Source organism: Paenibacillus arenilitoris (assembly GCF_014705655.1).
Classification (GTDB): domain Bacteria; phylum Bacillota; class Bacilli; order Paenibacillales; family Paenibacillaceae; genus Pristimantibacillus; species Pristimantibacillus arenilitoris.
Window position 1 is genome coordinate 33,469 of the sequence record NZ_JACXIY010000010.1, and the last position, 24,242, is coordinate 57,710.

The 24,242-nt window shown below is 56.7% G+C and carries 18 protein-coding genes; 15 read left to right on the forward strand and 3 right to left on the reverse strand.

What is annotated here, in order from left to right; all coding sequences use genetic code 11:
• Window positions 1-133: 133 nt before the first annotated feature.
• Together IDH41_RS07825 and rpmG are read left to right on the forward strand one after the other, a co-directional pair.
• On the forward strand, window positions 134-1,351 hold the full coding sequence (locus tag IDH41_RS07825; protein ID WP_190859822.1) for a GTP-binding protein: 1,218 nt from the start codon (window positions 134-136) through the stop codon (window positions 1,349-1,351).
• Between the two features lie 27 nt (window positions 1,352-1,378).
• Complete coding sequence (rpmG, locus tag IDH41_RS07830) at window positions 1,379-1,528, forward strand: 50S ribosomal protein L33 (RefSeq protein ID WP_190859824.1); 150 nt, start codon at window positions 1,379-1,381, stop codon at window positions 1,526-1,528.
• A gap of 67 nt (window positions 1,529-1,595) precedes the next feature.
• Here rpmG and IDH41_RS07835 read toward each other — a convergent pair whose 3' ends face one another.
• From IDH41_RS07835 to IDH41_RS07845, 3 genes are read right to left on the reverse strand one after another with little or no spacing between them, the layout of a single operon-like run.
• Window positions 1,596-2,930, reverse strand: a complete 1,335-nt coding sequence (locus tag IDH41_RS07835) for an opine metallophore biosynthesis dehydrogenase (RefSeq protein ID WP_190859826.1) — start codon at window positions 2,928-2,930, stop codon at window positions 1,596-1,598.
• A gap of 2 nt (window positions 2,931-2,932) precedes the next feature.
• Window positions 2,933-3,748, reverse strand: coding sequence for an SAM-dependent methyltransferase (locus IDH41_RS07840; protein WP_317890703.1), 816 nt, complete (start codon window positions 3,746-3,748; stop codon window positions 2,933-2,935).
• A 5-nt stretch (window positions 3,749-3,753) separates the two neighbouring features.
• Window positions 3,754-4,614, reverse strand: a complete 861-nt coding sequence (locus IDH41_RS07845) for a diaminopimelate epimerase (RefSeq protein ID WP_190859830.1) — start codon at window positions 4,612-4,614, stop codon at window positions 3,754-3,756.
• 232 nt (window positions 4,615-4,846) lie between these two features.
• On the opposite strand from IDH41_RS07845, the gene cntA reads away from it, so the two are divergent.
• The 13 genes from cntA to IDH41_RS07910 all read left to right on the forward strand — a co-directional run bounded on the left by cntA (window position 4,847) and on the right by IDH41_RS07910 (window position 24,117).
• Entirely contained in the window at window positions 4,847-6,460 is a 1,614-nt protein-coding gene (gene cntA, locus IDH41_RS07850) for a staphylopine-dependent metal ABC transporter substrate-binding lipoprotein (protein WP_190859832.1), read from the forward strand.
• A gap of 45 nt (window positions 6,461-6,505) precedes the next feature.
• Window positions 6,506-7,438 carry a nickel/cobalt ABC transporter permease gene (gene opp1B, locus IDH41_RS07855; protein WP_190859834.1) on the forward strand — a complete coding sequence of 311 codons (933 nt, stop codon included), beginning with the start codon at window positions 6,506-6,508 and terminating at the stop codon, window positions 7,436-7,438.
• A complete protein-coding gene (gene cntC, locus IDH41_RS07860; RefSeq protein WP_190859836.1) occupies window positions 7,439-8,332 on the forward strand; it encodes a staphylopine uptake ABC transporter permease subunit CntC in 894 nt (297 codons plus the stop codon).
• 5 nt (window positions 8,333-8,337) lie between these two features.
• On the forward strand, window positions 8,338-9,159 hold the full coding sequence (gene cntD / locus IDH41_RS07865; protein ID WP_190859837.1) for a staphylopine uptake ABC transporter ATP-binding protein CntD: 822 nt from the start codon (window positions 8,338-8,340) through the stop codon (window positions 9,157-9,159).
• Entirely contained in the window at window positions 9,146-9,883 is a 738-nt protein-coding gene (locus IDH41_RS07870; RefSeq protein ID WP_190859838.1) for an ABC transporter ATP-binding protein, read from the forward strand. Before cntD ends, IDH41_RS07870 begins: the two co-directional genes overlap by 14 nt.
• Before the next feature lie 53 nt (window positions 9,884-9,936).
• The gene (cntE, locus tag IDH41_RS07875) at window positions 9,937-11,202 is read left to right on the forward strand and encodes a staphylopine family metallophore export MFS transporter CntE (RefSeq protein ID WP_190859839.1); all 1,266 of its coding nucleotides are present in this window, start codon (window positions 9,937-9,939) and stop codon (window positions 11,200-11,202) included.
• 302 nt (window positions 11,203-11,504) lie between these two features.
• Window positions 11,505-13,319, forward strand: coding sequence for a family 43 glycosylhydrolase (locus IDH41_RS07880; RefSeq protein WP_190859840.1), 1,815 nt, complete (start codon window positions 11,505-11,507; stop codon window positions 13,317-13,319).
• 51 nt (window positions 13,320-13,370) lie between these two features.
• Window positions 13,371-14,303 carry a glycoside hydrolase family 43 protein gene (locus tag IDH41_RS07885; protein WP_190859841.1) on the forward strand — a complete coding sequence of 311 codons (933 nt, stop codon included), beginning with the start codon at window positions 13,371-13,373 and terminating at the stop codon, window positions 14,301-14,303.
• A 773-nt stretch (window positions 14,304-15,076) separates the two neighbouring features.
• Entirely contained in the window at window positions 15,077-18,736 is a 3,660-nt protein-coding gene (locus tag IDH41_RS07890; protein WP_223829538.1) for a GH32 C-terminal domain-containing protein, read from the forward strand.
• Between the two features lie 204 nt (window positions 18,737-18,940).
• Window positions 18,941-20,665: a glycoside hydrolase family 88 protein gene (locus tag IDH41_RS07895; protein WP_190859845.1), complete on the forward strand. Its 1,725-nt coding sequence runs from the start codon at window positions 18,941-18,943 to the stop codon at window positions 20,663-20,665.
• Between the two features lie 76 nt (window positions 20,666-20,741).
• Window positions 20,742-21,416: an aspartate/glutamate racemase family protein gene (locus IDH41_RS07900; protein ID WP_190859847.1), complete on the forward strand. Its 675-nt coding sequence runs from the start codon at window positions 20,742-20,744 to the stop codon at window positions 21,414-21,416.
• 20 nt (window positions 21,417-21,436) lie between these two features.
• A complete protein-coding gene (locus IDH41_RS07905; RefSeq protein ID WP_190859849.1) occupies window positions 21,437-22,708 on the forward strand; it encodes a ribulose-bisphosphate carboxylase large subunit family protein in 1,272 nt (423 codons plus the stop codon).
• Between the two features lie 23 nt (window positions 22,709-22,731).
• Window positions 22,732-24,117 carry a four-carbon acid sugar kinase family protein gene (locus IDH41_RS07910; protein WP_223829540.1) on the forward strand — a complete coding sequence of 462 codons (1,386 nt, stop codon included), beginning with the start codon at window positions 22,732-22,734 and terminating at the stop codon, window positions 24,115-24,117.
• Window positions 24,118-24,242: the final 125 nt, after the last annotated feature.

The following is a 24,242-nucleotide window of genomic DNA, read 5'->3' on the forward strand; positions in this document are numbered from 1 at the left end:
GAAACGGTTGTATGATTGACATACTTAATCGTAATTGTTACAATCAAAAGAGGATAATCGTAATAATTACTATTATGGGGGCGGCGAATCATGACTCGCTCGGCCATTACTACAACTATTAGAGGTGTCAAGAATGAACGAACGCAAGAAGCTGCCGGTAACCGTTCTTAGCGGATATTTGGGAGCGGGCAAGACGACCATTATGAATCATGTGCTGAACAACCGCGACGGTATGAAGGTGGCGGTCATCGTTAACGATCTCAGCGAGGTGAATATCGACGCCGATCTGATCCAGAACGGAGGAGGATTGTCGCGTACGGAAGAGAAGCTGGTCGAAATGTCGAACGGCTGCATCTGCTGCACGCTTCGAGAGGATCTGCTTCGTGAAGTGGAGAGATTGGCGAAGGAGCAGCGATTCGATTACATTCTCATTGAATCGACCGGCGTAGGTGAGCCGGTTCCCGTTGCCCAGACGTTCTCCTACATCGACGAGCAGCAGGGCATCGATCTGACGGAGTTCTGCAGACTGGACACCATGGTGACCGTCGTGGACGCCTATCGGTTCTGGAGCGACTTTGCCTCCGGCGAGACGCTGATGGACCGCAAGCAAGCCGTGGGTGAAGACGACAGCCGGGAAGTGGTCGATCTGCTGATCGATCAGATCGAGTTCTGCGACGTGCTCATCCTGAACAAATGCGATCTGGTCGGCGAGAAGGAGCTCGAGGAGTTGGAAAAGGTGCTTCGCACGCTTCAGCCGCGAGCGCGGCTCATCCGCGCATCGCGCGGCGAAGTGAAGCCTTCCGACATTCTGAATACGGGCTTGTTCGACTTTGACGAAGCCAGCCGCTCGGCGGGCTGGATTCAGGAGATGGAGAAGGCGCATCATGTGCCGGAGACGGACGAATACGGCATCGCTTCCTTCGTCTACGAGCGCGCAAAGCCGTTTCACCCGGAACGCTTGATGGGTTGGATGAGCGAGTGGCCGGAGGAGATCGTTCGAGCGAAGGGAATGGTGTGGCTCGCTACCCGCAGCGAGATGGCCCAGAGCTTCAGCCAGGCGGGGCCTTCCATTCAGTTCGGTCCCGTCGGCAAGTGGGTTGCGGCGCTTCCAGAGGAGGAGAGACGGCAATTGCTGCAGGACGATCCGGAGCTCGCGAACAATTGGAATGACAAGTACGGAGACCGCATTAACAAAATCGTGTTCATCGGGTTGGACATGGACCGGCCGTCCCTTACGGGCGAATTGGATCGCTGCTTGCTGACGGACGAGGAGATGGATATGAATTGGGACGACTTTGTCGACGAATTTCCGAGCCAGCACGACGTTCAACTGGAAGAACAATTGGGCTAGCCATATAGTAGAAAGGAGGGAGCTTTCATGCGAGTGACGATTACATTGGCATGTACGGAATGCGGCGATCGAAACTACACATCGACGAAGAACAAGCGGACAAATCCGGAACGCCTGGAATTCAAAAAATATTCGCCGCGCCTGAAGAAGGTGACGGTTCACCGGGAAACCCGCTAAGGGCTCATCATGAATGCGAACACGGCCGCTCCAGTGGAGCGGCCGTGTTTCACGTTGATGGCATAGCTTACGGGTTGCTTGGGTCTGACAGCGTCGTGCGAGCGGCGGCCCCAAGCTGCAGCTCTTCGCCAATTCGCTCGATGTCCTTATCGAAGCTTTGGGGCACGAAGGACTCCGAGAAATGCGCGCCGGACAGCGAGCTTGCCGCACTCAGCAATCGATGCTCGTACCGGGAGACGAAACGATCGATTGTCGGGCACGGCACGCCGCCCAGGCGCGCGATGCCTTGGATGATTTTGAGGCGATAATCGTCTTCCTTGGGCATTCTCGGAATCTCCCAGGCACCCTCGTGATTGAGGAACACGGGCCGAAGCGGAACGGCGGAGAAATCGAAATACCGACCGCCTGGATCCGGCTCGGAATACGGATCGATCAGCAGGGACGCATAACGAACGTACAGCGCATACTGCTGATGGATCGGCTCGAGCTCCGGAAAGCCGTCAATAACCTGCCGAGGAAGGCTTTCCGGCCTGACCGGATAATTGTCGTCGACCATGAATTGCAGCAGGTTGAGCGGCTTCGCCCCGAGAACGCGGGCAATGGCCGAAATTTCCTTCCACTGCTCCAGCATCTCGCGGATGAGGACCGGCGTAATGGGACCTTCCGGGAATAGCTTATAGACGTATTTCGGGACATCGGGCCGATCGAAGATGGCGCCGAGCGAGAAGTCGTTCATGAACAAAGGCGGGTGCACATACAAGGAAATGTTTCGCGTCTCTGCTTCGAGCGCAGATTCCAACGCGGCGAGCTCGATACCCGCATTCGCGTACAGCCGTCGGAACGCTTCCACAGCCTCCGAATGCTTCTCCGACGAACCCGCGTATACCCGTCGTTTCGCGGCGGCCGTATGAACCCGGTTCGGAGGGGATTCGGAAATTCGTCGCGTGTCGCCAAGGTAAGTGGAGAAGCTGATGACCTCCGCATCGCAGCCTCGCTCCTTCAGGTAATGGCGGACAAGCGCGCTCGAGCCGAACGTAGGAGAGAGCAGCGCCACGCATCGGAAGCCACGCAGCACAGGGGACTGTATCTGTTCAAGCACCGGCAAGAACGCGTCTGCCGTTACCGCAAGAATGAAGGTGTCCCACTCTTCTTCTACCCTGCCGTATTCAGGATAGACTGCATCGAGCCGGCATTCGCCTTGAAGAGAGCTTAGCTTTACGTTGCTTGTATCGACATAGACCGTTCTCCCGCTTTGATGAAGCGCTTCAAAGAAAGGCGCGGAGCGAACGGAGCGGCGTCCCGCGATGCCGACGCGGCTGCGCTGCCAGCGCTTCAGCAGCACGGCGAGCTGGATGGCGGCCGGGCCGGTTCCCGCGACTAGAACGTCTTGAAGCAGAGCCATCGTCATTCCCTCCCCGCGCTTACTTGGGCAAGCGCTTTACGATATAGGGCGACGTCGAAGACATGTCCCGGTCTGACGGTCGTCTCGGCGAGCTGCCACTTGCGATCGTCCACCGGCTCCATGGGATAGTTGAAGAGGGCCTTCAGGCCGTTGCCGTACCGCATGGCTACGATGACATCGGGACGGGCGGCATCGGCCAGCCAATCGAGAAGCTCGTATTTGACCGATACCGTGGAGCTGATAATGATGTGGGTTATCGAATCGATTTCCTGCAGCTGCCCCAGAGGAAGATGCTCCAGCCGGATCGGCAGATCCGGGCCTAACCGATCGACGACCCGCTTCCCTAGCTCCACCGCTTCGCGGTCGATGTCGATGCCGATCGCCTCCGCGCCTGTTCGCTTCGCAATCAGGAGCGGCGTCATCGGGAAGGCGCCGGAGCCGATCAGCAGCACCTTGTCGTCCCGCTCCACCGCAAAGCTGCCGAATTCCCTTTCGATGGAAGCCTCGATATTTTGAAAATATTCGTTCCTATCCGCTCCGCCATTCAGAAGTCTTAGCGCGCGAATCTTCTCCATAATCGCAACGCAGCGGGCGGACGTGTCCCTAAGCAGAGGCGAAAGCGAATGAAGCTGCCGCGCATCCTCGGGCTTCAGCTCTGACCATAGGCGCTGATTGTCCTCGTTCGTGATGAATGCAGAATAGTCGTCGATCGTCTCCTGCAGCTTGATAGAATCATGCCAAGCTTGATTGTCGTATTGCTCGGCGGCTTGCGTGAATCGGTCGAGAAACCCGGCGAGCGAACGGTACAGCCGTTCCATGGCTATCATAATCCCCCTTGCATTGAATAATGGACAGTTCCTTCTACGTATGCTTTGCCGCGCGCAACGATCCCGACGGCGGTTCCGATGGTTACGCCTCCGATCGACTCCGAGTCCCAGCTTACGGAGACCTGTATAATACCTCCCGGTTGGCGGACGGGAGTATCGATCGCAGCGCGGGCGATCCAGGCGAGATAGCATCCCAAGGATGCCGTGCCGGAGCCGCAGCCCTGCTCCCAGACCAGGCTGTCGAGCGAAGGGATGAAGATGAGCGGGGCCATCTCGCCGGCGGAGGGGCGGTACAGCATGACGCCGACCAGGTTCGCTCCGGAAGCAATGCCGAGCAGCTTGGCGAGACGCTCAGCGGCCGCCCGTTCGATGCCGAAGCGCTCGATGTCGATGATGAGATGGAAAGAACCGCCATAGCGGACGATGCCGAGCTCAAGCAGAGCGCCTTCGAATGGAATTACGGCCGTTTCCGCCGATATCGGTACCGGCATGCCGGCTTCGCACCAATAATCTTTATCCAGCTTCTGGACTCGGCATGACACGGGATGCTCCGATCCCGAGACGATCAGCGTAAGTTGCATCGACTCGCCGGTAGACAATGAACGTTCCGATGCCAGAGATGCGGCCAGCGCAAGGCTTGCATTGCCGCAAAACTCTCCCCCGGCCATATGGAGCTTGGCGGCAAATCCGGGTCTGGCGGGCTTCTCCACAAAACCGACTTGCTCGGCGTAGAGATGTCCGTAATTCATCATCTGAGAGGCGATGCGGGAACGCTGCTCGGCGGGCAATTCGCTCATGACGAGAATCGTCATGTTGTTCGCGGGACAGCATTTGACGAAATCCACTTCTTGAATCATGGCAGCCCTCCAATACGTTGGTTAGAATGGCGAATCGAATCAAATGCAGGTTTATTAGTAATGATTACGAATAAGCTCGAATTTATCATAGTAAGATATTGGCAAGCCGTCAACTCCTTTTTTTGAAAGCAGAACGATCAGAAAAAAGAATTGACAATGATAATAGTTATTATTACAATCAAAAAGTGTTATTAGTAATCATTACTATTTATTGAAAGAGGAGAGTCACATCATGAAAAGAAATAAAACAGTCGCGCTGCTGGCTTCCCTGCTGGTCATCTTCCTGCTGGCCGGATGCAGCGGGTCTGACGGCAACGTCAAGCAAGAGGGGGCGCAGGAGCAGACGAGGGAGCTTGTGTATGCCACGGCGAAAGATATTAACGACATGAACCCGCATCTGTATCCGGGGTCCATGTCGGCGCAAGGCATGATATATGAATCGCTGGTCGAGAACACGCCCGAAGGCATCAAGCCGCTGCTAGCGGAATCTTGGGATATCTCCGAGGATGGCAAGGTATATACGTTCCATCTGCGGAAAAACGTGACTTTTCATGACGGTGAGCCTTTTAATGCCGAAGCGGTTAAGCTGAACATCGAAACCGTGCAGCGCAATGCGGCGAAGCATTCTTGGATTAAGCTGTCCACCATGCTGGATAACGTCGCTGCGATCGATGAGCATACGGTTCAATTGACACTGAAGCAGACGTATTATCCGACGCTGCTTGAGCTGTCGATGACGCGTCCATACGTTTTCCTGTCTCCGAAGGACTTCCTGAACGGCGAGACGAAAGACGGCGTGCAAGGTTATCACGGAACGGGTCCTTACAAGCTTGAGGAGCATGTGACGGAGCAATTTGCGAAGTTTACCGCGAATGAACAATATTGGGGCGGCACTCCGGAAGTGAAGACGATTACGGCAAAGGTGCTTCCGGCGGGCGAGACGACGCTGCTTGCTCTGCAGAAGGGCGAGGTGAACTTCGTGTTTACGGACGATCGCGGCACCGACAGCCTCGACGTGGAAGCGATGCAGCAGCTTGTCGATTCGGGCGATTACCAGATCGTCCGTAGCGATCCGATGAATACGAAGATGATCGTGGCCAATAGCGGCAATACGGACAGTCCGGTCAGCGATCTGGCCGTTCGCGAGGCGATCTGGCATGCCATTGACAGAAAGACGATCAGCCAGACGATTTTTAACGGCACCGAGGCTCCGGCCGAGACGCTGTTCGCTTCCAATGTGAACTATGCCGATGTCGGTCTGGAGAAGCGGGAGTTCAACCCCGAAACGGCTGCCAAGCTGCTGGAGGAAGCGGGCTGGACGCTATCCGGAGGTTCGGAGATTCGAACGAAGGACGGACGTCAGCTGACCATGAAGCTGTATTATGATGTCAATTCTAACTCGCAGAAGACGCAGGCGGAGCTGCTGCAAAGCGAAGCGCAGAAGCTCGGCATGAAGCTGGAGCTCGTCGGGGAAGAGTCTTCGTCGATCGCTAACCGTCGTTCGACCGGCGACTACGAGTTATTGTTTAACCAGACCTGGGGTCTTGCCTATGATCCGCAAAGCACAATCGCGGCGTTTGCTTCGGAAGCCTCTTATCTGCACACGACAAAAGGAATGGCTCAGGCGGATGAGCTGTACCGCAAGATCGATGAAGTGATGGTGTCCACGGACGAGGAGACGAGAAAGGCGCTGTACAAGGATATTCTTACGATCGTGCACGAAGAAGCCGTGTTTATTCCGCTGACGAACGGAAGCGTAACCGTTATCGCTCCGGCGGATCTGGAGGGTATTTCGTTCAAGCAAACGCAATTCGAGCTGCCGTTCGAGCGGATGAGCTTCAAGTAGTACGAAATAAAGGCGTGATTCGGAAGAAGAAAGGAGGAACCGTTTATGCTGGGATATGCATTTCGAAGAATTGTCCTCGTTGTGCCGCTGCTTTTCGTGATCTCATTCCTGACATTTATCTTGAATGGACTGTCGCCGATGGATCCGGCCGAGGTCGTGCTGCATGCGCAGGGTGTGCCGGTCATCACGGATGAACTGATTGCGGAGACGAGAAGCGATCTCGGTATGGACCGTCCGCTGCTGGTACGATATGGGGATTGGCTGATCACTTGTCTGCAGCTGGATTTTGGCATCTCCTTCATTACGGGCGATCCGGTGTGGTCGCTGCTCGGCCCAGCCTTGCTGAACACGCTGAAGCTGACATTGGTCTCTTCGTTTTTCATTATCCTGCTGTCGATCGCGCTTGGCGTCGTCTGTGCGTTGAAGGAGGGAAAGTGGCCGGATTTATCGATCAGAAGCATCTCCTTCCTCCTTACGTCGATGCCGGTCTACTGGCTGGCGGCGCTTTTGATAGGGTACTTTTCTGTAAAGCTTGATCTGCTGCCAACCAGCGGCATGAATTCACTTGGCAGCTATGTGCTTCCTGTTGCGGTTATCGTGGTTGGTTACGTTGGAATTTACTTCCGTATCATACGCAGCTCCATGCTCAGCAATCTGAATGCGGATTACGTGCTGTACGGCAGAGCCTGCGGAATGACGGAGAGAAGTCTGATCTTGAAGGTGCTTCGCAATTCGCTGCAGGTTGCCGTATCCGTGTTCGGAATGGCTATCCCGATCGTTCTGGGAAGCACGGTCGTCGTGGAGAACATGTTCGCTTGGCCGGGACTCGGCACGCTGACCGTCAATTCGATACTGGGCCGAGACTTTCCCATTATTCAAGCCTATGTGCTGGTGCTGGCCGTCGCGTTCGTCCTGTTCAACACGGTATCGGACCTGCTGAATGCAGCGGTGAACCCAAGGCTGAGGAAGGAGTTCTAGATGATGCCGCTTAAACGATTGCTGAAGGATAAATGGGCTTCGGTCTCGCTCGCCGTCGTCGCGGCCACGCTGCTCATCGGGGTGTTCGCTCCGCTTTTGGCTCCGCATTCTCCTAATGAAGCCAATATGGCTCTTCGGTTCGCGGGGGCATCCTGGAGCTATCCCCTCGGCAACGATCATTTGGGCCGCTGCATCCTGTCTCGGCTGATCTACGGCATTCGGCCAAGCGTGCTCTGGGTGCTGGCCGCCCTTGGCGCGTCGGCCTCCGTCGGCGCGGCGCTCGGCTTCGCCGCGGGTTACTTCCGCGGCAAGATCGATGCTGTCATTATGCGGATTTGCGACATTATGCTCTCGTTCCCCGGCTATGTCATGACGCTGGCGATCGTCGGCATGCTGGGGGCCGGGCTTACGAACATTCTCGTCGCGTTCGTCATGATGAAGTGGGCTTGGTTCGCCCGCGTCATCCGTTCAGCGGTCATGCCGCTCGCGGATGCCGACTATGTTAAATTTTCCAAAGTACTGGGTATGGGCAGCTTCGCTATTATAAGGCGGCATGTCGTGCCAGTTGCACTCCCGGAGCTCGCGGTAATCGCAAGCGGGGCTTTCGGCTCGATGATTCTGCAAATATCCGGCTTGTCCTTTCTCGGTCTTGGCATTCAGGCTCCGCATGCCGAGTGGGGGATGATGATGAACGAAGCGAGAGCGGTCATGTTCACTAGGCCCGAGCTGATGCTGGCGCCGGGCCTCTCGATCATTACCGTGGTGTCGGCAGTGAACTTCCTGTCCGATGCCTTGCAGAAGGCGATCGATCCCAAGCTGATGCTGACAGGCAAGCGCGCGAAGGACGGCGGCGGCAAGTGGACGTCGGACCTCGGCAAAAAGGAGGTCGCTTAAGCGCCATGAATGTGCTCGAAGTCGAACATTTGAACGTATGGGAGGAGCGCTCCGGCCGCAATCTGGTTCGTGACAGCTCCTTCCGGCTTGCGCAGGGAGAATGCCTTGCCATTGTAGGCGAGAGCGGCAGCGGCAAGTCGCTGACGTGCAAGTCCATCATGAGGCTGAACCGGAACGGCATTCGGCATTCCGGTCGGATCGCGCTGAACGGGGAAGATTTGTCCATCTTATCGGATAAGGCTATGAGACGGTATAGAGGACGACGGCTATGCATGATTATGCAGAACGGCATGAGCGCCTTCGACCCATCGAGACCTATTGGAGCTCACCTGCAAGAGACGCTGGGTATCCATTACGACTGGAGCCGCGCGGAGAGAGAAGCGAAGCTGGCCGCGGCAATGATCGCCGTAGGACTCAGAGAGCCCGCGGCGGTGATGAGCCGGTATCCGTTCGAGCTCTCCGGGGGGATGCTCCAGCGCGTGATGATCGCGCTTGCACTTGTTCTGGAGCCCGATGTCATCATCGCCGACGAGCCGACGACGGCACTTGATGCCGTTACGGCTTATGAGGTCGTGGAGCAATTCGTGAGGCTTCGGGAACGGCTCAGAAGCGCCATGATTTTTGTGTCGCATGATCTGGGCGTCGTCAGAAGAATTGCAGACAACGTACTCGTCATGAAGGACGGGGAAATCGTGGAGCAAGGCGCTGCCCGAGAGATCTTCTCCGGCGCGCGCCATCCGTATACCCGTTATCTGGTGTCCTCCAAGGAGACGCTTAGCCGCCATTACAAGTGGCTGATGGGAGGCGTGGACGTTGCTCAAGGTTGAGGGGGTATACCAATCGTATCGGCGCAGCGGCTTGCTGCGGCGAACCAATCATGAAGTGCTGCGGAACATCGGGTTCGAATGGGAGAAGGGCGAATGCCTGGGCATCATTGGCGAAAGCGGCAGCGGCAAATCGACGCTCGGCCGCCTGCTGCTCGGCATCGACAAGCCGGTTCGCGGCTCCATCACGTTCGACGGGAAACCGATCGCGGACCGCAAGACGCGAAGGGGAGCCATCAGCGCCGTCTTTCAAGATTATACGTCGTCCATCAATCCGTTCTATACGGTACGACAAGCCATTCTCGAGCCGCTTCGGCTCCGGAAGAGCGAGAACGAATCGTTCGACTTCGGCTCGCTGCTACGGGAGGTCGGACTGGACGAATCTTATCTGGACCGGTACCCGCACGAGCTGTCCGGTGGAGAAGCGCAGCGGGTGTGCATCGCCCGGGCGGTAGCCTCGAAGCCGGCATGTATCTTGCTTGACGAAGCGATCAGCTCGCTGGACGGCTCGGTTCAAATGCAGGTGCTGGAATTGCTGAGGAATCTGAGGGAGACGTTCGGCATGGGGTATATCTTCATCACGCATGATATTCAGGCGGCTGCCTATCTGTGCGACCGGATGATGATCATTCGCGGCGGAGAAATCGAGGAGCTCGTTCGGACCGAGGAGCTTGCGAACGTTCAGTCTCCGTATGCCAAGGAACTGCTGCGGAAAGTAATTTCATAGCCGCGCATGGAATTCGAGCATGTCCGCAGGGTTAGAGGAAGGAGAACACACGGGTGAAAGGAGCTTTATCCTGGCCGTTTCTTCGGCTGTATTTGCTTACGCTTCTGTACTTTAGCGCCAATTCGATTCTGAATGTCATCATTCCGCTCAAAGGCGAGGAGCTGGGGGCGTCCAATACGACGATCGGCGTCATTATGGGCGCCTACTTGCTGACGACGATGGTGTTCCGGCCTTGGGCCGGCAGTCTGATTCAGCGATATGGTCCGATTACTGTGCTGCGCGTCCTCCTGACCGTCAACGCGCTCGCGCTGCTTCTCTATACGTTCACCGGGCTTGAAGGCTATTTCCTGGCCCGCGTGCTGCAAGGCGTATGCACCGCCTTCTTCTCCATGGCGCTGCAGCTTGGGATTATCGACGCGCTCCCGGACAAGGACCGGTCGCAAGGCATATCCATGTATTCGTTATGCTCGTACCTGCCGGGCATATTCGGGCCGTTGCTGGCGATCGGAATGTGGCAGACGGGAGACATGAGCGCGTTTGCCGTATCCATGATCGCGATTGCGGTGTTGACCGGCGCCGTGGGATTTACCGCCCGAATCGGGGAGCAGCCGGCGGAAGCGGAGAAGGGCAGTTCTCGGAGCGATGCGGCGGCGGAACCGCCAAACGGAACCGGCGCGCGAAGCCAGGCGGCGTCGATGTTCAGATCCATGGGGCAGCTTGCGAGCAACCCTCACTTATCGAGGTGCGGCTTGCTCATGCTGAGCACCTCCGTGATCTTCGGCTCGGTCACCGCCTTCGTCCCCCTGTACGCTCCCGAGATCGGGGAAGCCAGCGCGGCCGTCTATCTGATGATCCAGGCGGCGGTCGTCGTGTCGGCGAGACTTCTGCTCCGTTCCCGGATTCCGTCGGACGGCAAGTGGCGCGGCTCCTTCGTCGGCGGGACGATTCTGCTGGCCGTCTTCGCTTCGCTTGCCGTCGGATTGTCCGCGAACGCAGGCGCCCTCTTGTTCTACGCGGGAGCGGTCATGCTCGGCATCGCCCAGGCGCTGCTTTATCCGACGCTGACGACGTACTTGAGCTTCGTGCTGCCCAAGGCGGAACGCGGCGTGTTAATCGGCTTGTTCATCGCGATGGCCGATCTCGGCGTATCGCTTGGAGGCATCGTGATGGGGCCCGTCGCCGACCTGACTTCGTATTCCGCGATGTATTTCTTCTGCGCCTTGCTCGGCGCTGCCGCGGCCGTCATCGCTCTGCGGGGACATGGACGGCAAGCGGCGGCGGGTTCCGATAAGCAGGTCATGCGAGAGGATTCCGTCTAAATGGGCGCTTATATACGCAAGCAGAAGCAGCGCCATGCGAGAAGTCGGCTCGAAATCGCAAATTCATAGCTTTGCAACTTAGCAGCGGCAGTCATGGACTTGATAGCAAAGTCGATGGCTGCCGCTGTTATTCTTCGTGATCCGATTTGCTTGTCGAGGACAATAGATCAGTTTTTATCGATCATAGATCATTTATGAATGGCGGCCGATGATGAGAAAATGTACATTGTAGAACGGCCAGAGCTTTGTATGATTATTCAGTAGACAGACAGGATTCCGCGCCAAATAAGGAGGACAACAGGATGACCGTATCTGACGGCAACTATTCAGGCTATCTTTTTGCGCATTTCATCGGCGAAGAGCCGGACGGCGAACAGGTCTATTTCTCGTACAGCGAGGACGGCCTGCATTGGAAGGATTTGAACGCGGGCTTGCCGGTGCTGCGATCCGGGCTGGGGGAGAATGGCGTAAGAGATCCGTTTATCGTACGTTCGCCCAAGGAGAACAAATTTTATCTGATCGCTACCGATCTTCGCATCGCGAGCGGCAAGGGCTGGTCTGCCGCGGTAGCTGCCGGAAGCCGCGACATTGCTGTATGGGAATCCGACGATCTGGTGCGTTGGTCCGAACCATGGGCGGTCGCGGTCGGCGTTCCGGGAGCGGGCTGCGTCTGGGCGCCGGAAGCCGTTTACGACGAAGCCGCGGATCAGTTCTTGGTGTTCTGGGCTTCCGCGACGCAGGAGCCGCAAGAGAAGGAGCGCAAGCATAAAATCTACTGCGCCCGTACCAACGACTTTCGAACCTTTACGGCAGCCGAGAAGTATATCGAACGGGAAAATCATATCATCGATACGACCATCATTGCGCACAACGGCAGCTACTACCGTTTCTCCAAGGATGAAACAACGAAAAATATCCGGGCGGAAAGAAGCGCGTCGTTGGACAGTGACTCTTTTGCCCTTCTGGGCGCGCCGGCTTTGGAGGCATTGGCGGGCGTGGAAGGTCCGCAAATATTCAAGTTCAACGACCGCGAGGAATGGTGCCTTATCGTGGATCGTTATGCGGAAGGGAAGGGATACCTTCCTCTCGTAACCTCCGACCTTGCCGGCGCCGAATTCCGCGTGCTGCCGGAAGGGGCTTACGATATGGGGAAAACCAGAAAACGCCACGGCGGAGTGCTGCCCATTACCGCAGCGGAATGCAGCCGCTTGCTGGCAGCGTTCGGCGACGGCCATCAGGTGCTGCCCGGGCAATTCGCCGATCCGGATCTTGCGAAGTTTGGAGACCGCTATTACCTGTATCCCACAACCGATGGCTTCACAAGCTGGTCGGGCACGCGGTTCCATGTATTCTCTTCGGAGGACATGCGAATTTGGCAAGACGAAGGCGTCATTCTGGATCTTGCGACGGAAGACGTTCCATGGGCGGTCGGCAGCGCATGGGCTCCCGCCATCGCCTATCGAAATGAACGATATTACTATTATTTCTGCGGCAAAACGAATAACGGAAGAAGCGCCATCGGCGTTGCGGTTGCCGAGACCCCGACAGGTCCGTTCCGCGCCGAGCCTCAACCGCTTCTTACGATGGAATTGACGGAGCGCCTTGGCGTCGACATGGGCCAGACCATCGATCCATCGGTCTTCCTGGAGGATGACGGTACGCCCTATTTGCTGTTCGGCAACGGACATGCCGCCATCGTCCAGCTGGGAGAGGATATGGTGAGCATCGTTGAAGATACGATGAAGAACATGGTCGGACTGCCCGACTTTCGGGAGGCGATCGCCGTTCTCAAGCGCGGCGGACTGTATCACTTTACCTGGTCCTGCGACGACACGGGCAGCGAGGATTATCACGTGAAATACGGAACGGCGGAACGGCTTTACGGCCCGGTAACCTATCGGCATATCGTTCTTGCCAAAAATAAAGAAAAGGACATGCTGGGGACCGCCCATCATTCGATATTCCGGGAGCCGGGCACGGATAAGTATGTTATGGCTTATCACCGCTTCGTCACGCCTTTAACCCGTTTCACGGAAGGAAAAGGCTATCATCGCGAGGTGTGCATCACTCCGCTCGCCTTCGGCGAAGACGGATTGATGAAGCGGGTGCGGTTATAGATGAATTCGTTTTTCGGATATTAGAATGAAGCTATAAGGAGGCTAACCTGAATGGAAGCCTATTTATTTGTCCATTTTAAAGAAAAAAAGACGCCGGACGGCGAGCAGGTATACTTCGCGCTTAGCCTCGACGGGTTTCATTGGGAACGGGCGAACGGCGGCAATCCCGTTCTGGAAAGCCGCCTCGGGGAGCAAGGCGTACGAGATCATACGATCGTAAGGGCGAAAAACGGCAAGTTCTACATTATCGCGACCGATCTCAGCCTGGCGAACAGCTTCCGCGCCAAATACAAGGGCAATTGGGGCAATGTCTCAACCGGCGGCAGCAAAAGCCTGTCGCTCTGGGAGTCGGACGATCTGGTGAATTGGTTGGAGCAGCGATTGATCCGGCTTGGGGACGAGCAATTCGGCTGCTTGTGGGCGCCGGATGTTATCTACGATCCCGAGCGGGATGACTATGTGCTTCATTGGTCCTCCTCCCACGTCTCGAACGGCCACGGTCCCAAGGCGATTTATTATTCGCGTACCCGGGATTTCGAGAGTTTCTCGCCGCCGCGGCTGCTGTGCCGGAAAGCGGACAGCGGCATTATCGACTCCGCCATTTATGAAGAGAACGGGTACTTCTACCGCTTCCTCAAGAGCGAGGCCAATCCCGCCGCCATTATTTTGGAGAAAGGGAGCTCGCTTACAGGAGACGATTACGTCCGGATCGAAGCCTTCGACAAGGAAATGGCCAAGCTGCAGCAGGGTGTCTACGAGGCACCGACCGCTTTCAAGCTGAGCAACGGCAAATGGTGTCTGATGCTCGATTTCTACGGCGTCGAAGGCGAGGGGCAGGGGTACGTGCCATTCGTCGCGGAAACGCTCGATAGCGGACAATTTATTCGAAGCGACGAAAGCTTCAGCTTCCCTTACGGATTCAAGCATGGGACCGTACTCTCGATTACGAAGGACGAATACGAAAGAATCAAAACTTACTTTTAGACCAGAGGTATAGATCCTTGCGGAAACGGAGGAGGCTATACCTTTTTTTTGGGGTGATCAGCCCTCTTTTCTAAACTCTCATTTCCTGGGCGATACGCCCGCGCTCGTCCAGTTCGCAGATGTATACAGAATTAAATGTGATAATGTAAATATTAAAATTACAAATGCACAAATTAATTCGAGAGAGAAGTTCGGATTTTTTTGATGAATGTTCAGTTTATAAAAGTACTCGATGTTTCCAAATCACCTAAAAATAGCTGCTAGGGGCATGTTTTACACGTTCAATATTGGAGATTATCGCTTATCGGGCGATAAAATGGTGAATAACTTTTCGTTTTAGCGCGTTTGAGGTTTACAAATGACAACAATAAATTTACAAAATGTATTGACTGATTGTTACGTATTTGGTAAATTGTAAAGGCAACGAATTTATGAAAGCCTTTTCTTTTGCGCGAATGAAACATGATTATCTTCAAACCGGCGAGAGAGCGTAAGGAGGTGAAACGAAGCAGGCTTTGTCGTGCCGGTATTCAGACGATTCCTTGTCCTACTCCGATAATCCGGCCAAAAGACAGCAGCCGCATATGGCTGGGCTGGATGTCCGGTTACTTTCGCTGTTTGACGATCATTCATTTCGTAGAAAAGAGGGACGCCAAATGAAATCAGGAACGAAAACCGTCAAGGGTTTGCTATTGTCAGCCGCAATCTTTACCGCTTCGATTGGAATTTCCGTTGCCGCTCCGAATACAGGTTTCGCAGCGGATCATGTACAGATGAAAGCAAACACCAACCTGTCCGGTTGGCAGATCACCCGAACGGGAACGCTGGAGGATACCGAGCAGGGCATGCTGATCACCTCCGAGCCGAGGGAAAACGCGATCGTGATGTCCGACACCAGATCGGACGATTTCATTTACGAAGCGGATGTCCAAATCAAGGAAATGAAGGCCGACGCGACGCTGGTATTCCGTTCGAATGAAGACGGCTGGTCTTCTTATATGCTGCAAATCGTGCCGAATGCCGGTCTCCTCCGGCTGAAGGATGCCCGCGGGGGTGAAGGCAGACTGCAGGAGGAGCGGCAGGTCACCTTAAAGGAGGGAGAAATCTATCGTCTCAAGGTGAAGGCCGTCGGCGACAATCTGAAAGTGTACTGGGGCAGCCGGTATGAACCGATTATCGACGTCAATGACAGCGCGTACCTTACAGGCTATCTCGGTCTTCATGTTTGGGACGGATCGGCTTTGTTCCAAAACATTCAGGTCAGCGCGCTAAACGGCAATTTGGGGCAAACGATTGTCCGTCAAGGCATATGGCAGCCCGATCTGAAAGGCGATAAAGGCTTTGAGAGCGGTCAGAGCAAAGCGGTGACAATCTATGAAAAGCAGGCATCGGACTTTGTTTATGAAGGAAATATCGCTCTTGGCGAAGACGGCGCAGAGGCTGCCCTCGCATTCCGGACAAACGTTAACGGGACGACGGGCTATGAGGCGCTGCTGAAGAAAGAAGGGGGTCAAGTCCGCTTACGGTTGCAAAAGTCGGACGGCACGGTTATTCGGGATGCGGTTCAAGCCTATCCGAGCCAGCCGGCGGCCGTTCACCATCTGGAAGTGAATGCGGAAGGCAGCCGGATTCGGATTTTCATCGATGGCTATACGCCTGCGGCGATCGACGTCTTGGACGGAAGCTTTGAAAGCGGTTACGTGGGGTATGCGGTGGGGCGGGGCGCTGCAAGCTTCCAGGATGCTTACATAACGGATGCATCGGACTATTACGCGGAAAAATATCGTCCGCAATATCATTATTCGCCGATCCGGGGATCGGCAAGCGATCCGAACGGACTTGTTTATTATGAGGGCGAATACCATTTGTTCCATCAGGATGGCGGAACGTGGGCGCATGCGGTCAGCACGGATCTGGTTCATTGGAAGCGGCTGCCGATAGCACTGCCATGGAACGATCTTGGCCATGTATGGTCCGGCTCGGCAGTTGCGGATTTGAACAATGCTTCCGGCTTGTTCGGCGAATCCGGGGGAAAAGGCTTGATCGCCTATTACACGTCCTACAATCCGGACGGTCCGAACGGCAACCAGCGGATCGGCCTTGCCTACAGCACCGATAACGGCCGTACGTGGGAATATGCGAAGGATCGGCCGATCGTCATCGAAAATCCGGGCAAAAATGGCGATGATCCGGGAGGCTGGGATTTCCGCGACCCGAAGGTGGTCCGGGATGAAGAGCACGATCGCTGGGTCATGGTCGTATCCGGCGGCGATCACGTCCGGATCTTTACATCGACGAATTTGATCGATTGGACGTTAACGGATAATTTTGGCTATGGCGATTACGTTCGCGCAGGGGTATGGGAATGTCCGGATCTGTTCCGGCTGCCCGTAGACGGCACCGGACACCGGAAATGGGTGCTCATGATCAGCACCGGGGCAAATACGAAGACGGCCGGATCCGATGCCGAATACTTCGTCGGCGAGCTGACCGCTGAAGGAAAGTTCGTGAACGATAATCCGGCCGGCCAAGTGCTTAAGACGGATTTCGGCAAAGAATTTTATGCCTCCATGTCGTTCTCGGACATGCCCGATGGCCGCAGAGTGGCGCTGGCTTGGATGACGAATTGGGATTATCCGTTCGCGTTTCCGACTTCGGGCTGGAAAGGCGAGCTGACCATTCCGAGAGAGCTATCGCTCCGATCGACCGATGAAGGGCTGCGCTTATTTCAAGCTCCCATTGAAGAGCTGGCGGCGCTGCGAAACAACCTTTATTCGGTTTCGAATAAAACGATCGGCCCGAATTCGCCAAACTTGCTGAAAGGTCTGGTTTCCGGGGCCTATGAAATCGAAGCCGAATTGGAAATTCCGGCAGGCAGCGCCGTAACGGATTTCGGCTTCAACCTTAGAGAAGGCGGAGGCGGCAAAACGGTTGTCGGCTACAAACCCGGCGACAGCCGCATGTTCGTCGACCGGGCCGCTTCCGGCGAGACGGATTTCTCTCCTTTATTTTCAACCTACCATGAGGCGCCGTTGACGCCGGAGCGTTCCCGGGTGAAAATGCATATTTTCGTGGATGAATCATCGGTTGAGGTATTTGGGAACGACGGCCGAGTCGTCTTCTCGGATGTCGTGCTGCCGGATCCCGCAAGCAGAGCGATGAGCTTCTATGCCGAAGGCGGGAAAGTCAAAGTCGTCTCGATGAACGTCTTCGCATTGGACAATACTTGGAGGGATAATGCCGGTGCGTCCGCAAAAGTCGTGATGGATACAAGCTTGAGGGAGCTTAGCGCCGGACAAACGGAAACGCTGAACGCTGCCGTCGAGAACGGTCCCGGCAAAGGCGCGCAGCCGATCGTTTGGAAAAGCAGCGATTCCAGTATCGTTAAGCTTGAATCAACGAACAAGGCGAGTGCTGCCATTAGAGGGGTAGGAACCGGAGAAGCCGTAATCACAGCCTCCGCACCGAACGGCAAAGCATCCGCAAGCGTAAAGATCAGCGTGACCGGCGGCGAGTTTAAGACGAACTTATCCGGTTGGAATGCGAATCCGTCGGGGTCCGGCTGGGTATTGACCGATGACGGCATTCGCGGCAGCTATTTCACCGACGCCAATTATATGGCCCAAGAGACTGCCGGCAACTTTACCTACGAAGCCGACATGATGCTCGCCGAGACGGGCGGGGCCGGCTCGATCCTGTTCCGGGCGAGCGAAGACGGGCAGAGCGGTTATTATTTTAACCTGGATACGGGCATGAAAGCATTCCGTTTATTTTATAAAGTGGACGGACGCTTTGCGGAACGCCAGGTATTGGCGAGAATACCTCATTTCGTGCAGGCGGGCCTCGCTTACAAGGTAAAGATTATTGCGAGCGGACCGCATATCGAAATCTACGTAGACGGGGAGAAAATCATCGACTTGAACGACGGCACATTTGCGGAAGGACATTTCGGGATTAACGTATTCGGAGGGCGCGCGTCCTATCGGAATGTCTATGTAAAAGGGGCAAGCGAGGCACAGCTGGATACGGCGGCCATTATAAATGCCGGATCCGATAAACGGCTATCGGCCGCGCTGTCGCAAAACGGCGAGGCCGTAACCGTTGGCGATGAGGATGAAGCTGCATTTCAAAGCTGGGTACTCGTTCCGACCGGCGACGAGCAAGGCTCCTATTCGATCCGGACAACCGAAGACGAAGCGCTTGATCTTGACACCGGCCGGAATAAGCTCCAGCTCTATACGTATCTTGGCTACGAGAATCAACGATGGAGCATTGCGGAAAATGAAGACGGAACCGTAACCATCGCAAATCTCAACAACGGCAAAGTACTGGAAGTATCCGAGGACGGAACGCAGCTGCTGCTGAATGAGCATCAACCTGATTCGGACAGGCAAAAGTGGAGGCTGCAAGAAGCGACGACCTTGAATCAATAAGTTCCATCGACGATTATAAATTTTTTTTGGTATAGATCCTTGCGGAAACGGAGGATTCTATACCTTTTTTATTCAATCGCCATCCCTCCGAAAAAGCAATATCCCTTAACTTTACAGCAAGATCGAATAGAGAACTCTCTATTTGATGCCACTATAATAATAGACAATCGGCTGCTTGGGATGTGCAGGAACGGAGGGAATGAAATGGTTAAGCGTCAAATACCGGATACGTTGATGCTGGAGGAACGGGCTGCCCACGCGCTGAATGCGATGGCGGGCGTTGCGGACAGGGACTACGGTTATGTGCCGTTCTTTGCGGCCAATCTAATGGCCAAGCCCGCTTACATGACGCATGGCGATTGGGATTACGGTTCCTCCCACGGGCGGATGATCGACGGGATGATTCTGGCCCGGCATATGTCCGGCGAGACGTTCGGACAAGAGGTCGAGGAGCGGTATCGCTCCAATCTGCTCTCCTTCTTCAAGGAAGACGGGATGAGCTACCGCCAGTGGAACGAGTACCACAAGTGGGAGACGAACGCCAATCTGATCGATCAGCGCGCGGTGATCCTGTCGCTGACGACCTGGTACATGGAATCGGGAGACCCGAAGGTGAAGGAAGCCGCGGATCGCCATGTTGCGGCGCTCAAGCGGATCGCGATCAAGGAGCGCGACATCTGGTATTACCCGGCTTCCGAATATAAGGAGACGGGATGGCCGTCCGCGAACGCCGTTCAGCTCCGGCTCGCTCCGGACCCCGCTTCGTTCTGCGGGCGACTCGTCATGCCTCTGCTGAAGTACCACGAATTGACGGGGAATCCGGATGCGTTCGAGCTGTGCCAATTTTTCACGGCGCTCATTATGGAGAGAAGCCGCGTATTTCTGGAGGACGGGAGCTTTAACGATGCTCCGGCCTATCGCAGCGGACACTTCCATACCCGGCTCGGCACGCTCGACGCGATTGCCCGTTTCGGCGAGTTCACGCGCAACGCCGCGATGATCGGCTGGGTGAAGAAGAGCTACGATTGGGCGCTCACGAAGTGCACGGCATTCGGCTGGACGCCGGGCGACCTTCACGAGCAGGCTTACGAGCACGAAACCTGCTCGCTGGTGGATCTGATCGCAACCGGGATTACGCTCGCCAGGAACGGGTACGTGGAATATTGGGGAACCGTGGAACGGTTCATCCGGAACCACCTTGCGGAATCCCAATTGCTCGACTTGAACTGGGTGGAGCAATCAACCGACAAGTCGAACGACATTCGCGCGGACCGCTCCTATTTCAAGGTTGCGGATCGAACGCGGGGAGCGTTCGCCGGATACTCCGCTCCCAACGACTTCTGCTGCGACGTCATTGAAGGCCGCGGCCATACGAACGATTTGCAGCTATGCTGCCTGGGCTCGGGGACGCGCGGCTTGTATATGGGCTGGAGCAACGGCATTACGGAGCGGGAAGGCAACGTCAGCGTGAACTTCCTGCTGAACCGGGGCTCGAAGTGGCTCGACGTCGACAGCTATTTGCCGCATGAAGGCAAAGTCGTCCTTCATATCCGCCGGGATTTGCCGCGGCTTGCCGTCCGAATACCCGAATGGGCGGGTTTTACGAAAATAAATGTGGTCCGCAAACGGGGCGACGCGGTGACGGAGGGCAGCGGCAAAGATCCGAGCAGCTGGATCAACAAGTGCTTCCTGCTGCTCGGCGCCGCATCGGAAGGAGAAACGATCACGATCACGTTTCCGCTCAGCTTGCGAACGACGCAGGAGAATGCGGTCGGTCAAGCGTTCACGGCCTATTGGCGCGGCGATGACGTGGTGGACATCAGCCCGAAGGGACGGCAAAAGCCGCTGTACAGCGGACGCGCGGTCTATGATCGCGCACCGATGCGGGAGGGCGACTACCTGCGGCCGGATCGCGAGCTTGTATGGTAGAGCGGGAATCCGCAGAACGGCATCCGTTCCGCGGATTCCTTTTTTATTGAAAGTGACTAGGGGAGGAGAGGTTGCAATGAAAAGGACGGTTGTAGCGGTCTATACGGGCCAAGGACTGGCGGATCCGTTGAAAAAGGTGTTCAACGAGCTGCTGCCGGATTGCCGGCTCGTCAATATCATCGATGACGGCTTGATTCACGACGTCGTGCAGGCCGGAGAGGTGACTTCGCAGGTGTCCAGGCGGCTGCTGAACTATTATCAGAACGCGGCGGAGCTCGGGGCCGACGTTATTTTGAATACGTGCTCGTCGGTAGGCGAGGCGGTCGATCGGGCAAGACCTTTCGTATCGGTGCCGATCGTGAAGATCGACGAGCAGATGGCCCGGGAAGCGGTAAGCCGCCATTTCCGTATCGGCGTCGTCGCGACCTTGCCGACGACGCTGGATCCGACCATGGCCTTGCTTCGCCGTCAAGCCGAAGCAATTGGCAAATCGATCGAACTCGCAGATGGCTTGGCGAAGGGAGCGTATGAAGCGCTGGTCGGCGGCAAGCCGGAGGAACACGACCGCTTGATCTCGGAAACGGCGGCGGGCATCGCCTCCTCGGTGGACGCGATCGTGCTCGCGCAGGGCTCGATGGCAAGGATGGAAGCGGCGCTTAAGGAGAAAACCGGCAAGCCGGTATACGCCAGTCCGTATTCGGGCGTCTTGGAAGTGAAACGGTTATTGGAGTCGCTTTCCGTAAGTCGATGACAAAGGACGAGGTGTTGCAATTGGAGGCAAAACGAGTCATAGCCACTTATTCGGTCGAAACCCCGTTCACGCTCGAGCGGGCGGCCGCGTCCATCGCGGGGGAGCAATCGACCGGAACGTTCACGGCAGTGCCCGGCGAAACGGCGTCGCTGAAGGATCGTCATGGCGCCCGAATCGAGCGGATCACGCCCTTGGAGCAGGTCGGGCAGCCTTCGCTGCCCGGGGCGGCCGTGCCGAGGGGTCATAACGGCATCTATTCGCGCGGCGAAGTCGCCGTTTCGTTCCCTCTTCATAATTTCGGCCCGTCGATTCCGAACCTGATGGCTTGCGTGGCCGGCAATTTGTACGAGCTGCGCGAGCTGTCGGGACTGCGGCTTCTCGAATTGGAACTGCCGGACGACTTCAAGGCCCGCTATCCGGGGCCGCGCCACGGCATCGAAGGGACGCGGCGGTTAACCGGCGTTTACGACCGGCCGATTATCGGCACGATCATCAAGCCGAGCGTCGGTCTCGGTCCAGCCGAATTGGAATCGCTTGTGTACGAGCTGGCGGTATCGGGACTTGATTTTATAAAGGACGACGAATTGAACGCGGACCCGCCGTATTTTCCGCTTAAGGACAAAGTGGCGACGGTCGCGCGGGCGATTGAGCGGGCGGCGGATGCTACGGGCCGCAAGGTGATGTACGCCTACAATATAACGGGGGACATCGATGCGCTTGAACGGAACCACGAGCTCGTGGTCGGGGCGGGCGGCAATTGCGTCATGGTCAGCGTGAACAGCGTCGGGCTGGCGGGTCTCGCTTATTTGAATACGTTCAGCGAGGTTCCGATTCACGGTCATCGGAATCAGTGGGGCATGCTGACGCGGCATGGGCAGCTCGGCATGGATTTCCGGGCTTATCAGAAGCTGTGCAGACTCGCGGGCGCCGACCATCTGCATGTCAACGGATTGGGCGGCAAGTTTTATGAATCCGACGATTCCGTCGTGAAGTCGGTGCAAGCTTGCATGCAGCCGTTATTCGGCGGTTATAAGGCGATGCCGGTGCTGTCTTCGGGACAATGGGCGGGAACGGCGGCCGTCACGTACGAACGGACGCGCACGGCGGACGTCATGCATCTCGCCGGGGGCGGCATTCTCGCTCACCCGGACGGCCCCGCCGCCGGCGTCGAGAGCTTGAAGCAAGGCTGGGAGGCCGCGATGCGCGGCATTCCCGCCGAAGAGTACGCGAAGGAACGGGTCGAGCTGCGCCGCGCCTTCGACAAGTTTCTCCGCGAGGATCGGGCCCAATGAACGGCTCAGGTGCAAGGATGCCCATGAAGGAACGGCTGATTTGCTACTATGGCGACGATTTTACCGGATCTACGGATGCGATGGAGGCTCTGGCCATGAATGGCGTTGCGACCGTGCTGTTTCTTGAGCCGCCGTCGGCGGAGCTGCTGGCCGAACGGTTCCCGAACGTGCAAGGCTTCGGCGTTGCGGGCGTAAGCCGGTCGATGACGCCGGAGACGATGGAGCGCGAGCTGCGGCCGGCGCTTGAGCTGCTGAAATCGTACGGAACCGCCGTCGTACATTATAAAATCTGCTCGACCTTCGATTCTTCGCCACGCGCGGGCAGCATCGGCAAGGTGCTGGAGCTGGCCCGGGAAATCTATTCGGAGAGCAGATATGTGCCGATCGTGGCCGGCGTGCCGATCCTTAAGCGATATACCGTGTTCGGCCATCATTTCGCCGCTGCCGGAGCGGACGGCGAGACGTACCGGCTCGACCGTCATCCTACGATGTCCCGTCATCCCGTTACGCCGATGCCTGAATCGGATCTTAGGCTTCATCTCCGGCGGCAAACCGATTTGCCCGTTGCGTTAATGGAGCTGCCGGCATTGGAGGGCGAGGCCGGGGAGGTAGCGGCGAGGCTCGAGCGCCGGCTTTCGGATAAGGAGACGGCTGCCGTCCTGTTCGACGTGCTCGACGAATCGCGCCTCGAGGCGGCGGGCAGGCTGATTTGGCGGGAAGCGTCAGACCGGCGGACGGGCTTGTTCGTCATCGGCTCCTCCGGCGTGGAGTATGCGCTGACCTCGCATTGGGCGAGCGAGGGGCTTATCGACCGGGACGCCGTGCATTGGCAAGCGGCAGGCGAAGCGGATCAACTGCTGGTCGTATCGGGAAGCTGCTCGCCCGTTACGCAAGCGCAAATCGAGCGGGCCTTGGCGCAAGGCTATGCCGGCATTCAGATGCCGGTGCAGGATTGGCTAGTTCCGGAGCGGGCGGAAGCGTCGAGACGGTCGCTTCTGAAGCGGGTGCTGCCGCTCGTCGAAGAAGGCAGGAACGTGATTCTCTATTCCGCGATCGGTCCGGAAGATCCGGCCATCGAAGCGCTTCGCACGGATATGCGCGCCCGCGGCCTGGAACCTGCGGATTCCGGCCGTTTGATCGGCATGCAGCTTGGCAGGCTGACGCGGGAAATCCTGCAGGCGACCGGCCTGCGCCGAATATTGATTGCGGGCGGCGACACTTCCGGCTATGTGACGCGCGAGCTCGGCATCTACGCCATGTCGTGCATGAGCGCGATCGTCCCGGGAGGCCCGTTATGCCGATGTTACGCGGAAGACCCCCGGATGGACGGGCTGCAGCTGTCGCTCAAAGGCGGACAGGTCGGTGGAGCCGATTATTTTGAGCGCGTCAGACGGGGAGGGCCGTCCTAGGCCTGACCAATAAGCGAACGAAAAAGCAGTTCGTCCTCGACCGGGGGACGGGCTGCTTTTATTTTTCAGGCCGCGGCCATGACCAGGCAAAACTCAAAAATCCCCTATAAAGACTGTTGAATTCG

Bases quoted from the DNA above. Each gene is read 5' to 3' on its own strand.
- IDH41_RS07890 (WP_223829538.1), top strand. From the start codon at position 15,077: ATGAAAGCAAACACCAACCTGTCCGGTTGGCAGATCACCCGAACGGGA.
- IDH41_RS07825 (WP_190859822.1), top strand. From the start codon at position 134: ATGAACGAACGCAAGAAGCTGCCGGTAACCGTTCTTAGCGGATATTTG.
- cntD (WP_190859837.1), top strand. From the start codon at position 8,338: ATGAATGTGCTCGAAGTCGAACATTTGAACGTATGGGAGGAGCGCTCC.
- IDH41_RS07910 (WP_223829540.1), top strand. From the start codon at position 22,732: ATGAAGGAACGGCTGATTTGCTACTATGGCGACGATTTTACCGGATCT.
- opp1B (WP_190859834.1), top strand. From the start codon at position 6,506: ATGCTGGGATATGCATTTCGAAGAATTGTCCTCGTTGTGCCGCTGCTT.
- IDH41_RS07885 (WP_190859841.1), top strand. From the start codon at position 13,371: ATGGAAGCCTATTTATTTGTCCATTTTAAAGAAAAAAAGACGCCGGAC.
- IDH41_RS07835 (WP_190859826.1), bottom strand. From the start codon at position 2,930: ATGGCTCTGCTTCAAGACGTTCTAGTCGCGGGAACCGGCCCGGCCGCC.
- IDH41_RS07845 (WP_190859830.1), bottom strand. From the start codon at position 4,614: ATGATTCAAGAAGTGGATTTCGTCAAATGCTGTCCCGCGAACAACATG.
- IDH41_RS07840 (WP_317890703.1), bottom strand. From the start codon at position 3,748: ATGGAACGGCTGTACCGTTCGCTCGCCGGGTTTCTCGACCGATTCACG.
- IDH41_RS07900 (WP_190859847.1), top strand. From the start codon at position 20,742: ATGAAAAGGACGGTTGTAGCGGTCTATACGGGCCAAGGACTGGCGGAT.
- rpmG (WP_190859824.1), top strand. From the start codon at position 1,379: ATGCGAGTGACGATTACATTGGCATGTACGGAATGCGGCGATCGAAAC.
- cntA (WP_190859832.1), top strand. From the start codon at position 4,847: ATGAAAAGAAATAAAACAGTCGCGCTGCTGGCTTCCCTGCTGGTCATC.
- IDH41_RS07880 (WP_190859840.1), top strand. From the start codon at position 11,505: ATGACCGTATCTGACGGCAACTATTCAGGCTATCTTTTTGCGCATTTC.
- cntC (WP_190859836.1), top strand. From the start codon at position 7,439: ATGATGCCGCTTAAACGATTGCTGAAGGATAAATGGGCTTCGGTCTCG.
- IDH41_RS07895 (WP_190859845.1), top strand. From the start codon at position 18,941: ATGGTTAAGCGTCAAATACCGGATACGTTGATGCTGGAGGAACGGGCT.